The organism is Pigmentiphaga daeguensis (assembly GCF_039523035.1).
Taxonomy (GTDB): domain Bacteria; phylum Pseudomonadota; class Gammaproteobacteria; order Burkholderiales; family Burkholderiaceae_B; genus Pigmentiphaga; species Pigmentiphaga daeguensis.
Genome location: NZ_BAAAEN010000015.1, coordinates 41,379 through 55,572 on the forward strand (window position 1 = coordinate 41,379; position 14,194 = coordinate 55,572).

The following is a 14,194-nucleotide window of genomic DNA, read 5'->3' on the forward strand; positions in this document are numbered from 1 at the left end:
CCGCCGTTCAGTCGTCGTCGGTCACATGCGGGTCGATGCGCCAGTCGCTCTTGTCATAAAGCCCGAAGCCGTTGGGGCCTTCCCTCCACTCGGGTTGCGGTTCCTCTTGATCAGGGTCGTCGTGCTGCACGAGCCATGCAGCAGTCACCGCAAAGGCAAGCAGCAGGGCCAGCCAGAACGCGGAGTAGAGCAGCGCACCGAGCACGGCGAGCTTGACGATCCAGAGCACCGCCGTCGCCGCGCCCGCAGGCACCCCGCGCGTCACCAGCCAGCCGGCGACACGCTGCTCGCGGCGCAGGTATCCACGCCAGGCACGGCCAGCCCCCCGGCCCAGCCGGTGGCTCCAGCGCCTGTTGTGCGTGTTGGTGGTCATGCTCATGTGCCTCGGTTTCAGTGGTGCCTCACCTCGCGGAGCGGCCGGTCGTGGCCTGTCCTCCAGCATAGACCGCGATCAGGAGGGCGGGTTGCGGCCGGCAGAGCCGGGTTGGCTCGGGCCGAAGGTCGATTAGATGCTGCACGATAAATCAAGCCTTATGTTACTTTCCCTGCACGTTTTTGAAATGGCTCTAGGGGTCGATTGGATTCTGTGTTATTTTTATAACATGGATGGAAATTCTCGGCACCAGGTAATCAAGCGGCTGCAGGCGGGACTCCCCCGCGGGGCGCCGTTCGACCTTGCCACCCTGAGCCAGTTCGGGGTGTCGCCCCAGCTCGCCGCCCACTATGCCGACGGCGGGTGGCTCGTGCGCCTGGCCCATGGCGTCTATGCCTTCCCGAACGATGAGTTCGGGGTCTACGGTGCGCTGAAGTTCCTGCAACAGCGCGTGCCCGGCCTGCACGTCGGCGGCAAGAGCGCCCTGGCCCTGCAGGGCGTGCGGCACAACCTGGGCAGCCGGGAGACGCTGGTGCTGTGGGGCGACGGTCGTTTCGCGTTGCCAGCCTGGTTCACCTCGCGCTTTCCGGCCCGCTACGTCCACGCCCGCCTGTTCGACTGGCCGGACACGGCGCTGGCCAGCAAGACCCTGACCACGCCGCCTGGCCTGCCCGAGGATCTGCGGGTGGCTGCCTCCGAGCGTGCCGTTCTGGAACTGCTGTACGAAGCCGGCGTCAAGCAGAGCCTCGAAGAGGCCCGCAACCTCTTTGATGGACTGCGTTCCCCCCGCAAGGACTTGCTCGGACAACTGCTGTCCTGCTGCACCAGCGTGAAGGCCGTGCGCCTGTTCCTCACCTGGGCGCGCGAGACCAGCCTCGTGGATGTCGATGCCCTGCTGGAGCAGTACCCGGTTCGCACCGGCAGCAACACGCGCTGGATGAGCCGGCTCGATGACGGCACCTTGCTGAGCCTGAGACCTCATGGATAAGACCTACGCGGACACCGTTCGCCTGCTGCTGGCCGTCGCGCCCGACGTGTTCGCCAACGACATCTTCGCTATGAAGGGCGGCACGGCCATCAACCTCTTCGTGCGGGACATGCCGCGCCTGTCGGTGGACATCGACGTGGTGTACCTCCCGTGGCAGACGCCGCGCGACGAAGCGCTGCAAGCCATCAACCAGGAGCTGGCCGCCATCGCCACGCGCGTTGCACCACTGGGCGTGCAGACACGCCTGGTTCGCGCCAAGGATCTGGGGGACACCAAGCTGATCGTCGAGAACGACGCCAACCAGGTGAAGATCGAGGTCAACGTCGTGTTCCGAGGCAGCGTGCTGCCCGTGGAGCGGCGGCCGCTGAGTGCCAAGACCAGCGATCTGTTCGGCGTCGAGTTCGAGCTGCCGGTTCTGGCACCGGACGAGCTGTACGCCAGCAAGCTGGTGGCTGCGCTGGATCGGCAGCACCCCCGCGACCTGTTCGACGTGTGGCAGCTCTTTGAGTCGGGCGACATCAGCGACGGCATGGTCGAGTGCTTCGTGATCTATCTGGCGGGCCACAACCGGCCGCCCCACGAAGTGCTGTTCGGCAACGACAAGGACATCGCCGGCGAGTACGAGCGGGCCTTTGTCGGCATGACCGAAGTGGACTGCTCCCTGGAGGCACTGCTCGACGCTCGCGCCAGGCTGCGGCGCGAGCTGCCACAGCGACTGAGCACCGCGCACAGGCAGTTTCTGAGCGGGCTGGCGCGCGCAGAACCGGACTGGTCGCTGGTGCAGTGCCGGCACGCCGCGCAACTGCCGGCACTGCGCTGGAAGCTCGCCAATCTCGAAACCTTCCGCAAGCGCCGTCCCGACGACTTCGCAGCGCAATCCGCCGCCCTCGACACCGGCTTGGGCCAGAGCTGACGAACGTCCCGCAGCGCCCCACTTGCCGGGGTTGCCCCATGCCGCATTCATCGTGGCAGCCGCGAAGCAGCGGCCCTATACCCAAAGGCTTCCGACAAAGGCCAAAGGGCTGGGAAGGGGCAAAGGAAGGGCGCCAAGGGGAAAGGCCCTATCCTGAAAAGGCCAAAAGGCGCCCCGAGCAGCCCGTCATCCGGGGTTCGCCATGCTCTCGCTGTTCCAGCGCAAACGGGTGCCACCCACCGCCGGCACACCGCCCACATCCGCCATCGAAACTCCGAAAGGGTCGATGCGGCCGGAGTCGGCCGCATCGCTGCTGGCCACGCCGCGCCGGCAGAAACTGCTGGAACACATCTGGCAGCGCACATCGCTCTCGCGCCGGCAGTTCGCCACGCTCTACCTCGCCCCACTGGAGCGCTACGCCGAGCTGGTCCAGCAGTTCCCGGCCTCCGAGAACCACCACCACGCCTATCCGGGCGGCATGCTGGACCACGGCCTGGAGATCGTCGCCTATGCGCTGAAATTGCGGCAGTCATACCTGCTGCCTGCGGGCGTCACGCCGGAGGCACAGGCAGCCCAGGCCGAAGCCTGGACCGCAGGCACGGCCTACGCGGCCCTGCTGCACGACATCGGCAAGATTGCGGTCGATCTGCACGTCGAGCATGCCGACGGCAGCGTCTGGCATCCCTGGCACGGCCCGCTGCGAAAGCCCTACCGCTTCCGTTACCGAAAGGAGCGCGAGTACCGCCTGCACAGCGCCGCCACCGGGCTGCTCTACGCGCGCCTTCTCGATCGGGACATCTTCGACTGGCTCAGCGGCTATCCCGACCTCTGGGCCGCGCTGCTGTACGTGCTGGCCGGCCAGTACGAGCATGCCGGCACGCTCGGCGAGCTGGTCGTGCAGGCCGACCAGGCATCGGTCGCCCAAGAACTCGGCGGCGATCCCAGCAAGGCGCTGGCGGCGCCCAAGCATGCGCTGCAACGCAAATTGCTCGACGGCTTGCGCTACCTGCTCAAGGAAGAATTCAAGTTGAACCAGGCCGGCCCGGCGGACGGTTGGCTGACCCAAGACGCCCTGTGGCTGGTGAGCAAGACCGTCTCCGACAAGCTGCGCGCACATCTGCTGTCGCAGGGCATCGACGGCATCCCGGCGAGCAACACGGCGGTGTTCAACGTGCTGCAGGATCACGGCATCGTGCAACCGACGCCGGATGGCAAGGCGATCTGGAAGGCTACCGTCACCAGCGACGCCGGCTGGTCGCACGCCTTTACCTTCCTGAAACTCTCGCCGGCGATGATCTGGGATGCCGTCGACCGGCCGGCGCCGTTCGCAGGCCGTGTGCAGGTCGAAGAGGAACAGGCGGAGCCGCCGCCGCTGGCGCCGGCGGTGGCCGATGGGCCGCGCGTGGAAGGCACCGAAGCTGCATCCGCGAGCACGGCGCCGATCGCATCCACAGCCACGGACACCGGCGTGGCCGCGCTGCTCGACCTGCTGGGCGACACTGCTCCACCCACAGCGCCGGAGATCGCCGAGGCCGAGCCGGCCCCTTCGACCGTGCCCCCGCCGCAGATGAGCCTCGCGCCTTCCCAGGATCGCGCGGCGCCCTCCGGAGCGCACTTCATGGCCTGGCTGCGTCAGAGCATCCAGACGCGCAAGCTCATCATCAACGACGCCAAGGCCCTGGTGCATACCGTCGCCGGTACGACCTACCTCGTCAGCCCCGGCGTGTTCCAGCGCTACGCGCAGGAGTGCCTTCAAGTCGCCGCGCTGGCCAAGCAGGAGAAGCTGGAGGGTTGGCAGTGGGTGCAGAAGCGCTTCGAGAAGCTGGGACAGCACCGCAAGCAGCCCAGCGGGCTGAACATCTGGACCTGCGAAGTCACGGGGCCGCGCAAGTCGCGCCGGCTGCACGGCTACCTGCTCGCCAGCCCGGAGGCGCTGTTCCGGGAGACGCCGCCAGACAACCCATACCTGCGGCTCCTCAACGAGGCCGCAAAGCGCGAAGATTCAGCCCTTGGGGGCAAGGACAACGACGATCAGGGGTAGGCATGCGGCCGCCGCGCGGGCCGGCTTCAATCCGAGGATGGGGCCGACTCTGCCAGCTTGGCTTCGGTCAGAGTCATCAAGTGGGCGGAACTGCATTTCAGCGCACGGGCAATCTTGAGGATGAGAGGGAGCGTGGGGACATGCTCGCCGCGCTCGATCTTGCCCATGTGCGACCGTTCGATGCCGGCCATGTGGGCCAGCGTTTCCTGAGCGATGCCCTGGTTGGTTCTTTCTTCCCGCACGGCAGCCCCAAACGCGATGGCTGGTTCCGCTTCGTAGGTAGTGGTGCCGGTGGGGCGGCCCCTTTGGATCGAACGCTTTGGCATTGCCAAGAGCGTCGAACACGGTCACGATTTAAACCACGTTAAACTTAACTCATTCAACGGCTTCGAGATCAGTTGCCACGAGTTCACCGCCTGGGGGGAGCTGGACGTGGAATCGAGTGACATCACCGCCGAAATTCGCATGGCCGTCCTCGGCGAATGGGTGCCTCCCCAGCTCGCCGACGTGCTCGCCCTGCAGCGTGCCGAAGAGCCGGAGACCCATGCCGTCCTGGCCGGCTGGACAGATCCCGGTCGAGGCGCGGAGATGCCGGACGACGGCTTCGACTTCGCCTTGTCTGCGGTTGCCCGGCAGTGGCCTGGCTGGGTATGCGAACCGCTGTGGTATGACACGCTGGCGGTCGCCGTGGCCAAGCGCTCCCACTTGCTGGCCTACCGTGAAGTGCCGTGCCAGGAAGTGCTCAAGCAGCCCTTGATCTGCTCGCAGTCCACGGCCGATGAACCATGGCGCATGACCGTGCAGCGTGTGTTCGAAAACGCGCTGCAAGAGCGAGAGCAAACGGTGGAGACATTCGATGTGGCGATGACGCTGGTTGCCGCCGGGTACGGGATCGCCATTGCGCCTGCCGCGAGACTGGCGAGCTACCTACGCCGAGGCATCGCCGTGCGGCCGCTGGCCGGCGCACCAACGATCGTGATGGCTTACCTGCTCCGCCGCGATGCTTCCTTGTCGGACACCCAGGCAAGATTCGCCCGCCGCGCGCGCCTGGTGTCCTGACAGACGCGCGGGAATCGCGGTTTCGCCACGATCCCGCATTCCTGCTGCTAGGCGACCCCGACTCGCGGCGGGGTCCATTCGCTTTCCTTCACGGCTGTGCTCACTGCCATGACGAGCTTGTCGAGATTGCTGGCCGTCACGCCCTCCAGTGCCGAACGCCCCCGCAGCATCGAGCGCGGCTGCAGCAGTGCATGGTAGATCTGCCAAGGGTCGGCACCCCTGGTCAGCTTGAGGACGGACTGGATCAGCTCGTGCTTGAGTGGGTCGAGGTGCCAGTCCGGCACGCGCTGGCCGCGGTTGCCCACGTTCAACGCCAGCAAGTTGCCCGCCTTGATCTCGTAGCTGATCCACCTGCGGGACTTGCCCGCCATCTTCGCAAACGCAGCGACGGGAAGGTTGTGCGGCGCCTCGAAGACATCGAACAGCTCCATCCTCTCGCGCTGAATGTCCGAAGGCACCAGCGGCGCGGCCGATCGAGGGGGCGGAACCGCCGGCAGCCGATGTGCGGCGGCAGAAACCAACGGCATGGCGTCACCCGGCTTCGTCACGAGCAGGATTGGCGAAGCGGCAACCGGCGTGGAGGGCGCGCTTGCGGTTTGCTCACACGGGAACGCGGGCACGCCTTCCAGATGCACGGTGAGCGGCATGCTGGCTGCCTCGACCTGGTTCTGCTCGAAGAGGTCGAGCCGATCGGCCCAGTCCTGCATCATGCGGCGACGCTGCTCCACGTACTCGGCATGGTTGTAGGTCGCGCTGACCTTGTTGGGATCGACATGCGAGAGCTGTGCATCCACCCAGACTTTCGGGTAGCCGATCTCGTTGAGCGCGGTGGACATCGTGCCGCGAATACCGTGTCCGGTCAGGCGTTCCTGATAGCCCATGCGCTTGAGCGCACCATTGAGCGTGTTCTCGCTGATGCGCTTCTTCAAGTCGCTGTCGTGCCGGAACAGGTGGCGCTGGGCCGGCTTGAACTCATCCAGCAGGTGCCGGACGATCTCCATGGCCTGAATCGACAGCGGCACGATGTAGGGCGGGATGTCCTTCGCCTGCTGCCGCTTCTTGCGCATATCCAACTGGAGTTGCTTCACGACGTCGGGCGGGATGATCCACAACCCACGGTCCAGATCGAATTGATCCGGCGTCGCCTGTCGCAGCTCTCCGGTTCGCACGCCGGTCAGCAGCAATAGCCGCAGCCCGAGCTGGGTCTGCCGCCTGCCGCGATAGCTGCGCAGCCGCTGCAACAGCTTCGGCAGCTCGGCCATGCGCAGGAACGGGTTGTGGTTGACGGGTGGCAGCGGCAGCGCCACCACATCGAGATCGGAGGCAGGGTTCTGCTCCAGGCCCGGCACGATCACCAGCGCGTAGCGGAACAGTTGGTTGAACCACGTCCTGACTTTCTCGGCGACGGAGAGCGCCCTGCGCTTCTCGATCTTGGCGATCACCTCCAAGAGGTCGGGACGCTTGATCTCATAGACCGACCGCTTGCCCAAGGCGGGCAGCACATCCTTGTCGAAGATGCGCGGAAGTATCGAGAGGGTCGTCTGCCGGCCTTCCTTGAGGCTGAGCCCGCGATGCTTGAGCCACTTGCGATACACCGCCTCGAAGGTGTTTTCGTCGGCGAGCCGGACAGCGGTGCGCTTCTGCTTGCGGTGAACGCGAGGATTGGTGCCTTTGGCCAGCAGGGCGCGCGCTTCGTCGCGCAGGCTGCGGGCCTCGCGAAGCGTCACCTCCGGGTAGGTGCCGAGCGACATCCGCTTCTGCTTGCCCGCCCAGTAGTAGCGGAAGTGCCAAGTCCTGCCCCCTGCAGCCGTGACGGCCAGGGAGAGGCCATCCAAGTCAGGGAGGGTGTATGCCTTGCCAGTTGCCTTGGCCTGTCGAACGGCCAGGTCTGAGAGTGCCATGCTCTTGCTCCTGAACATGAGTCAGGAACCAGATGCTGGTCACGTCGACCTCGCCCCTCCATCAACAATCCGGAATCAGCCGCGCCCGCAAAAATGGACTTGTTTGTGGACTTAAAAGTCCCGGCTGTAGATGGATCGCAGTGGACCGCGGCAGAACGTCAAAGAGAGGAAAAGTCCTTGTGTGGCAACGACTTGCAGACTCTCTTGGACTTCTGCGGAAGTCCGCAGAATGATGCAGTGGAGCGGGTGAAGGGAATCGAACCCTCGTATGAAGCTTGGGAAGCTGCCGTTCTACCATTGAACTACACCCGCCTTGGATGCCCGGGCTGACCGCCTGGACGGAAGGCACTACCGCCAGACGCGGCAGGACTGCAATTCTAAGCCCGAATTCGAAGGCCGGCAAATAAGGGGCAAGCCCTCATATTGTAGATTGTAGTTATTCTCACTTGCCTGGACGCCCCACCACGCGGCATCCCCTGCCTGCGCCCTATCCATCCCGATGACCGCCCCGCCCTCCCCCGTCAACACCTCCACCGGCGTCCTGCTCAACGTCGCCTCCTCGGCGCTGTTCGCGCTGATGTCCGCGTACACCACCTTGCTGCGCCCCCTGGACGGTGCGGCCATCTACGGCTGGCGCATGTTGCTGACCGTTCCGGCGCTGACGCTGCTCGTCCTGGCCATGGGGCGCTGGCATGAGATCCGCCAGCTTGCCGCGCGCGTGCGCCGCGAGCGGTTCTTCTGGGCGCAGCGCGTGCTGTCGGCGACCCTGCTCGGCGCGCAGCTCTGGCTGTTCATGTGGGCGCCGGTCAACGGCCACGGGCTCGACGTGTCGCTGGGGTATTTCCTGCTGCCGATCGCGATGGTCGCGCTGGGACGGCTTGTCTTCAAGGAGCGCATCAGCCGGATGCAACTGCTGGCCGGGGGACTGGCGCTCGCGGGCATCGTCTATCAGTTGGCGATCGTCGGTACCGTTTCCTGGCCCGCGCTGCTGGTGTGCCTGGGCTACCCGGGCTATCTCTGGCTGCGCCGCGCCACCCATACCAATACCCTGGGGTCGCTGTGGCTGGACATGACGCTGGGCCTTCCCGTCAGCGTGTTCTTCGTCCTGCAGGGCGGCTATGCGCTGCCGGCGGACGCGCCGCCCGGCCTGCCATGGCTCATCCTGGGCCTGGGCATCATCAGTGCCTCGGCGCTGGGATTGCAGGCGCTGTCGGCGCCCAAGCTGAACGTGACGCTGTTCGGCCTGTTGATCTATGTGGAGCCGGTCCTGCTGGTCGTCGTCGCCGCGGGAGTGCTGGGCGAATCCATTGCTCCCGCGCAGTGGCCGACCTATCTGGCTATCTGGATGGCGGTGCTGGTCCTGGTGGCCGAGGGAGGGATCGCCTTGGCACGTCATCGTCCGTCGTCTCGACTGTCCTGAACAATCGATCAATTCATGTAAATTTTCGGATTCCCAAATGAAATCTCCTGGCATAGAGTGCGGCGGACAAGAAGGCTCCGCACCATTTCGCCGCACGCACAAGATCGACAACGAGCGCGGCGCCACACCAAAGGAGAAGTCATGGGATACCCCCTTCCCACACGCGCCGCATTGCCTCTCGCGCTTGCCCTGGCCGCCTCGCTCGCGGCCTGCGGTGGCGGCGACGGTGACAGCGGCGGCGGCGGAACGCCGCCCGCCCCGCCGGGGCCCGCTGCCCGCGCCTGCCAGCTGGAAAGCTTCGCCGATGTCAGGATCCCCGCGGCGCGCATCACGGCGGTATCGCCCGTTCCCGCCGGCACCTATCGCCCCTCCGACAGTCGCCAGGACCTGAATGATGTTCCCGCGTTCTGCCGCATCGACGCCGTGGCCACGCCCACGGCCAGTTCGCGGATCAATTTCCAGCTCTGGGTGCCCGAAGGCGCATCCTGGAACGGCAAGCTGGTCGCGACCGGCAATGGCGGCTACAGCCCGGCGCTGAGCTACGGCGACATGGCCTACGCCATGCGGCAAGGCTATGCCGTCCTGGGCGGCGATACCGGCCATCAGACCGAAGACATGCTGTGGGGTGTGAGCAATCCCGAGAAAATCATCGATTGGGGCTCACGGTCGATCAACGCGATCACGGTCGCCGGCAAGCAGTTGCTGACCGAGCTGCGCGGCACGGCGGCCCGTCGGGCCTATTACCTGGGATGCTCCACGGGCGGCCACCAGGGATTCGCCGAGGCGCAGCGCTACCCGAGGATTTCGACGGCATCATCGCCGGCGCGCCGGGCAATAACCGCACGGCCCTGAACATCGAGTTCATGTGGCGCTTCCGCTCCAACCGTCCGGCCAACGACAACCTCACGCAGTTCCTGACGCCGGCCAAACTGCGGCTCATCACGGATCGCGCCGTCGCGGCGTGCGACACGCTGGATGGCGTGGCGGACGGCGTCATCGACGATCCTCGCGCGTGCACCGCGGACAAGTTCGACGTCGCCAGCCTGCTGTGCACCGCCGGCGATGCCGCGGACTGCCTGACGTCCGACCAGCTTGGCGCCGCTCGGAATATCTACCAGGGTCCGCGCAACCCCCGTACGAAGGCCCAGCTCTATCCCGGCTGGCCGGTAGGCAGCGAGTCGGGCTGGTCGGGCTACATGGGATCGACCGAACCGGTGCGGGCCGATTTCTGGCGTTACTGGGTTTTCGACGATCCGCAGTGGAACTGGTGGACGTTCGATTTCGACCGCGACGTTTCGTACGCGTATGCGAAGATCGCGCCACTGGTCGACCAGACCAGCGCCGACCTGTCGGCATTCAAGTCCAGGGGCGGCAAGCTGATGGTCTACCACGGCTGGAGCGACCCGGTGGTCAGTGCCTACGACAGCATCGGCTACTACGATCGCGTACTCGCCGCGCAAGGAACCCAGGCCGCGCTCGATGAGTTCTACCGGCTCTTCCTGGTTCCCGGCATGGGCCACTGCAGCGGCGGCCCCGGCGCCACCACCTTGCGCGCGGATGGAGATGCGGCTCCGGATCCGAGCCGCGACATTCTGGCTCTCATGGACCGGTGGGTGGAACAAGGCAAGCCGCCGGACGACTTCGTCGCCTCGCGCATGGCGGAAGGATCGGTACGAAGAACCCGTCCGCTGTGCGCCTATCCCAAACAGGCGGCCTATCGGGGAACGGGCGACCCGGATGATGCGGCGAGCTACATCTGCCGCTAAGGGCCGCGCGGGGCCGCGGCCCCGGCCCCGGCCTTCGGAGCCCGCTAGGCGGGAACGGGTTCCGCCCGCTCCCGCCGGCGCATGAACAACACGGCCAATCCGAAGCTCAGCGCCAGCGTGGGAAGGGCCGACCCCAGCGCGGTGCTGGCGAGCGGCAGCAGATGATAGAACGCAATGCCGCCGATCCAGATCAGCACGGCCTTGACCCTTACCGCGGGCGCCTGCCGCAGCAGCCGGTTGGCGTCGGCGCCCAGGCCCAGGGTGCCCAGCATGACGCCGAACAAGGGCACGAAGCAGGAACTTAGCAGGAGCAGGAACGGCTCCAGGCTGTGCATGGGCAGCACCATCCCCAACAGGCAGCAGGCTGAAGCGATCAGCAGCCCCCAGCGGCGGATGCTCCAGCGAGGCGCGATGCCGTGCGCCGACACGGAAGCCGAATAGGTGTCGCCATAGGCGTTGTCGACTTCGTCGATCAGCACCAGGGACAGCGCGATCAGGCCGCCCTGGGCCTGCAGCAGGGCCATGATCAGGTCCTGGCTGGGCAGCGTCAGCGCGACCAGCACGCCCAGCCCGTAGCACCAGATGTTGGCCACGGCATAGCCGGACCAGGCGCCCGTCATCGCCGAACGGCCGCTCTTGCCGTGGCGCGCGTAGTCGGCCACCAGGGGCAGCCAGCTGATGGGCATGGCGATCACGAGATCCAGGGCGGACAGCGCGCTCATGCCGCCCGAACCGCTTCGGTTCCACAAGGCAGCCAGGCCCTGGCCGTGCGCCATGGACAGGAACTGCCAGCTCAGCCACAGCAGCGAAAGCACCACCAGCGGCAGGGCCACCCGCGAGACGATGCGGCGCACCAGGCGCACCATGGAGCCGCCGATGAGCAGCAGGATCACCGCGCCCCAGAGCAGCGTGGCCAGGTAGGGCCAGTAACCGGCGGTCATGGCGCCGCCATGGCGGCCCACGGCGACCGTGGCATCGCGCATCACCACCAGCTCGAACGCACCCCAGCCCAGCAGTTGCACGATATTCAGAAGGATGGGCAGGCGCGCGAAGCTGCGCCCGTACACAGCCACCATCAGCCCGGCGCTGGACAGGCCGCTGCGGCAGCCGATCTGCGCAACCCAGCCAAGCAGTCCCGCGCCCAGCACGGAGCCCAGCACGATGGCCAGCAAGGCTTGCGAAGGGCTCAGGGCCGGCAGCAGGTACGAGCCCATCTGCATGACCAGCAGCCCCACGCCCAGGCTGAACCAGAGGGAGGCATGGTCATGCCATTGGAAGACACGCAGTTCGCCGGGCACGGCGGCAAGCGCTTCGTTGCCGTTGCCGGCGGAGGAGGGTGACGCGTCAGTCATGAATGTTCGCTCGAATCCAGGCCACTCCGGCCATGATAGCGAACAAGCCGCTTTCCCCCCTACCTGCGGCTGCGCACAGTGCTCGGGGCAGGCAACTTCTCCTTCCGGCAGGCGCTATAGCCGCGCCACCGGCATCGACGGCGGCGCGGCTGGCGCCGGCCGCCGCGCCCAAGACGCCGGGGCGTGCGGCTGGCCGTCTCCCGCCACCACCTTCCCCGGATTCATGATCCCCAGCGGATCCAGCGCGGCCTTGATCGTGCGCATCAGCGCGATTTCGGTGGCGGAGCGGGAATAATGCAGGAACGGCCGCTTGTGCAGCCCGACCCCGTGCTCGGCAGCGATGGAACCGCCTCTTGCCTGCACGCAACCGTAGACCGTTTCCTCGATCTCATGCACCGGCAGCGGCCGGTCGTCCACCTGCACGATGAAGTGGACGTTGCCGTCGCCGGCATGGCCGAAGGCGATGGTGCGCAGAGATGGCCAGCGCGCGCGCAGCCGCTCGCGGCAGGTCTGGACGAAGTCGCCGATCTGCCCGGTGGGCACGCTGATGTCGAACCCCACGCGCGGCCCGAGCGCGGGCAGGAAGTCGCTGCCGGATTCACGCAGCTCCCAGAAGGCCTGGGTGTCGCGCAGCGACCGGGCCAGCGCGGCATCCTCGACCAGTCCTTCCTCGACGGCCGCCTCGATCAGGGCGGTGAACTGGTCGGCGTCCTTGTCCGGCTCGAAGCCCGAGGACTCGATCAGCAGGTACAGCCCATGGCCCGGGGACAAGGGCACGGCCCCGCGCCCCTGGCGCGCGGCATGCGCCAGCGCCAGTTCGTAGAACTCCGGCCACATGACCTCGAACGCCGACAGCGCCGGACCAAGCCGCTCGCGGGCCAGGCGCAGCAGGCGGCTGGCCGCGGCGTAATCGGCCAGCGCGCACAGCGCGGTGTTCTGGCTGGCGGGCCGGGGCGCCAGGCGCAGCACCAGGCGGGTAATGACGCCCAGGGCGCCCTCGCTGCCGATGAACAGCTGCTTCAGGTCGAAGCCGGCATTGTTCTTCTGCATCTTGTTGAGCGAGGACACGACGCTACCGTCGGGCAGCACCGCCTCCAGCCCCAGGACCAGGTCGCGCATCATGCCGTAGCGCAGCACGCGGTTGCCGCCCGCGTTGGTGGCGGCGTTGCCGCCTATGCTGCACGAACCCCGCGCGCCGATGTCCAGCGGGAACAGCCAGCCGGCCGCATCGGCCGCTTCCTGCACGCGCTGCAATGGGGTGCCGGCCAGCACGGTCAGCGTGCCGGCCTGCGCATCGGTTTCCTCGATGCCCTGCATGCGCTGCAACGACAACAGCACGCAGCCGCGCACCGGCGTGGCGCCGCCGGACAGCCCGGTCAGGCCGCCCTGCGGCACGACGGGCACGCGCAGGCGGGAGCAGCAGGCCAGCAGGCGCGAGACCTCGTCGGTCGTACGCGGCAGGGCCAGCGCCAGCGGCTCGTCGCCGGCTCCCGCCGCCACGACCCAGTCGCGCAGATGGCGTTCGGGAATGTCGGCCGCGGCGCGGACGACTTCGTCGCCCAGCGCCGCCCGCAGTTCGTCCAGGGCCCGCATCAGTGGCGATGTCCGGACATCAGATGGCGACCTTGTTGGCGGACTCGTGCCAGGGGATCATCATCTTGCGCAGCGAACCGACGGCGAAATACAGCGAGAAGCCGATGGCCGCCAGCAGCAGCACCACCGCGAACAGCGTATCGACCTCCAGTTCCTGCAGCTTGATGGTGGCCAGGTAGCCCAGACCGCGCGTGCCGGCCACGAACTCGCCCACCACCGCGCCGATGATGGCCAGCACGATGGCCATTTCCATCCCGGTCAGGATATAGGGCAGCGAACTGGGAATGACCAGCAGGCGAAAGCGCCGCGATTGCCTGGCGCGGCCCACGGTGAACACCTCGGACAGCCCGCGGTCCACCGATTTCGCGCCCAGGTAGCTGTTGGCGAACACGGGGAAGAAGGCCAGCACCGCCGAGACGATGATCTTGGACTCCAGCCCGAAGCCGAACCACAGGATGAACAGCGGGATTAGCGCGACCTTGGGCGTGACCTGCAAGGCGATCACGAAGGGCTTGAACACGGTGTCGAGAATGGCGACGCGGCCCAGGAGCTGTCCGACGATGGTGCCGAACACGATGGCGAACAGGAAGCCCCCCAGGCACTCGGTCAGCGTGATGCCCAGGTGGTAATAGGTGTCGGTGGAACCGAGCAGGCGGAACAGGGCCACCACCACCAGCTCGGGCGCCGGCAGCACCAGCGGCGAGACGTCGAAGAAATGCACGTATCCCTTCCAGATCAGGAAGAAGGCCACGACGGCGGATACTTGTAGCGCGAGTCGTTTCATGTCG

General features: G+C 66.7%; 11 protein-coding genes, 1 tRNA gene and 1 pseudogene. 6 read left to right on the forward strand and 7 right to left on the reverse strand.

Annotated features, from left to right (window positions below):
* Positions 1-7: 7 nt before the first annotated feature.
* Positions 8-373: a DUF3742 family protein gene (locus tag ABD104_RS18290; RefSeq protein WP_425543347.1), complete on the reverse strand. Its 366-nt coding sequence runs from the start codon at positions 371-373 to the stop codon at positions 8-10.
* 229 nt (positions 374-602) lie between these two features.
* Here ABD104_RS18290 and ABD104_RS18295 point away from each other — a divergent pair, with 229 nt between their 5' ends.
* From ABD104_RS18295 to mobH, 3 genes are all read left to right on the forward strand, one after another.
* The gene (locus tag ABD104_RS18295; RefSeq protein ID WP_031754973.1) at positions 603-1,361 is read left to right on the forward strand and encodes a type IV toxin-antitoxin system AbiEi family antitoxin domain-containing protein; all 759 of its coding nucleotides are present in this window, start codon (positions 603-605) and stop codon (positions 1,359-1,361) included.
* Positions 1,354-2,274, forward strand: a complete 921-nt coding sequence (locus ABD104_RS18300) for a nucleotidyl transferase AbiEii/AbiGii toxin family protein (RefSeq protein WP_343927995.1) — start codon at positions 1,354-1,356, stop codon at positions 2,272-2,274. The genes ABD104_RS18295 and ABD104_RS18300 overlap by 8 nt, the downstream gene beginning before the upstream one ends.
* A gap of 202 nt (positions 2,275-2,476) precedes the next feature.
* A complete protein-coding gene (mobH, locus tag ABD104_RS18305) occupies positions 2,477-4,315 on the forward strand; it encodes a MobH family relaxase (protein WP_058130875.1) in 1,839 nt (612 codons plus the stop codon).
* A 26-nt stretch (positions 4,316-4,341) separates the two neighbouring features.
* Here the strand turns inward: mobH and ABD104_RS18310 are convergent, their stop codons facing one another.
* On the reverse strand, positions 4,342-4,641 hold the full coding sequence (locus ABD104_RS18310; RefSeq protein ID WP_025297657.1) for a helix-turn-helix domain-containing protein: 300 nt from the start codon (positions 4,639-4,641) through the stop codon (positions 4,342-4,344).
* A gap of 106 nt (positions 4,642-4,747) precedes the next feature.
* Between ABD104_RS18310 and ABD104_RS18315 the strand changes: the two genes are divergently transcribed.
* Positions 4,748-5,374 carry a LysR substrate-binding domain-containing protein gene (locus tag ABD104_RS18315; RefSeq protein WP_058130876.1) on the forward strand — a complete coding sequence of 209 codons (627 nt, stop codon included), beginning with the start codon at positions 4,748-4,750 and terminating at the stop codon, positions 5,372-5,374.
* Between the two features lie 47 nt (positions 5,375-5,421).
* On the opposite strand, the gene ABD104_RS18320 is transcribed toward ABD104_RS18315, so the two are convergent.
* Positions 5,422-7,275: a tyrosine-type recombinase/integrase gene (locus ABD104_RS18320; RefSeq protein WP_058130874.1), complete on the reverse strand. Its 1,854-nt coding sequence runs from the start codon at positions 7,273-7,275 to the stop codon at positions 5,422-5,424.
* A gap of 238 nt (positions 7,276-7,513) precedes the next feature.
* Positions 7,514-7,587: transfer RNA gene (locus tag ABD104_RS18325), tRNA-Gly, on the reverse strand.
* 187 nt (positions 7,588-7,774) lie between these two features.
* Here ABD104_RS18325 and rarD point away from each other — a divergent pair.
* Positions 7,775-8,695, forward strand: a complete 921-nt coding sequence (gene rarD / locus ABD104_RS18330) for an EamA family transporter RarD (protein WP_343927996.1) — start codon at positions 7,775-7,777, stop codon at positions 8,693-8,695.
* Positions 8,696-8,836: 141 nt separating this feature from the next.
* Positions 8,837-10,461: pseudogene (locus ABD104_RS18335) on the forward strand (tannase/feruloyl esterase family alpha/beta hydrolase).
* A gap of 44 nt (positions 10,462-10,505) precedes the next feature.
* On the opposite strand, the gene ABD104_RS18340 reads toward ABD104_RS18335, so the two are convergent.
* The 3 genes from ABD104_RS18340 to ABD104_RS18350 all read right to left on the reverse strand — a co-directional run bounded on the left by ABD104_RS18340 (position 10,506) and on the right by ABD104_RS18350 (position 14,190).
* Positions 10,506-11,813, reverse strand: coding sequence for a purine-cytosine permease family protein (locus tag ABD104_RS18340; protein ID WP_132979854.1), 1,308 nt, complete (start codon positions 11,811-11,813; stop codon positions 10,506-10,508).
* Between the two features lie 114 nt (positions 11,814-11,927).
* Positions 11,928-13,406, reverse strand: a complete 1,479-nt coding sequence (locus tag ABD104_RS18345) for an FAD-binding oxidoreductase (protein ID WP_343927997.1) — start codon at positions 13,404-13,406, stop codon at positions 11,928-11,930.
* Between the two features lie 19 nt (positions 13,407-13,425).
* The gene (locus ABD104_RS18350) at positions 13,426-14,190 is read right to left on the reverse strand and encodes an ABC transporter permease (RefSeq protein ID WP_087837884.1); all 765 of its coding nucleotides are present in this window, start codon (positions 14,188-14,190) and stop codon (positions 13,426-13,428) included.
* Positions 14,191-14,194: the final 4 nt, after the last annotated feature.

What these genes read in the sequence shown, in the direction of transcription:
- ABD104_RS18290 (WP_425543347.1), bottom strand. Translation starts at nt 373, where the DNA reads ATGACCACCAACACGCACAACAGGCGCTGGAGCCACCGGCTGGGCCGG.
- ABD104_RS18295 (WP_031754973.1), top strand. Translation starts at nt 603, where the DNA reads ATGGATGGAAATTCTCGGCACCAGGTAATCAAGCGGCTGCAGGCGGGA.
- ABD104_RS18300 (WP_343927995.1), top strand. Translation starts at nt 1,354, where the DNA reads ATGGATAAGACCTACGCGGACACCGTTCGCCTGCTGCTGGCCGTCGCG.
- mobH (WP_058130875.1), top strand. Translation starts at nt 2,477, where the DNA reads ATGCTCTCGCTGTTCCAGCGCAAACGGGTGCCACCCACCGCCGGCACA.
- ABD104_RS18310 (WP_025297657.1), bottom strand. Translation starts at nt 4,641, where the DNA reads ATGCCAAAGCGTTCGATCCAAAGGGGCCGCCCCACCGGCACCACTACC.
- ABD104_RS18320 (WP_058130874.1), bottom strand. Translation starts at nt 7,275, where the DNA reads ATGGCACTCTCAGACCTGGCCGTTCGACAGGCCAAGGCAACTGGCAAG.
- rarD (WP_343927996.1), top strand. Translation starts at nt 7,775, where the DNA reads ATGACCGCCCCGCCCTCCCCCGTCAACACCTCCACCGGCGTCCTGCTC.
- ABD104_RS18340 (WP_132979854.1), bottom strand. Translation starts at nt 11,813, where the DNA reads ATGACTGACGCGTCACCCTCCTCCGCCGGCAACGGCAACGAAGCGCTT.
- ABD104_RS18345 (WP_343927997.1), bottom strand. Translation starts at nt 13,406, where the DNA reads ATGCGGGCCCTGGACGAACTGCGGGCGGCGCTGGGCGACGAAGTCGTC.
- ABD104_RS18350 (WP_087837884.1), bottom strand. Translation starts at nt 14,190, where the DNA reads ATGAAACGACTCGCGCTACAAGTATCCGCCGTCGTGGCCTTCTTCCTG.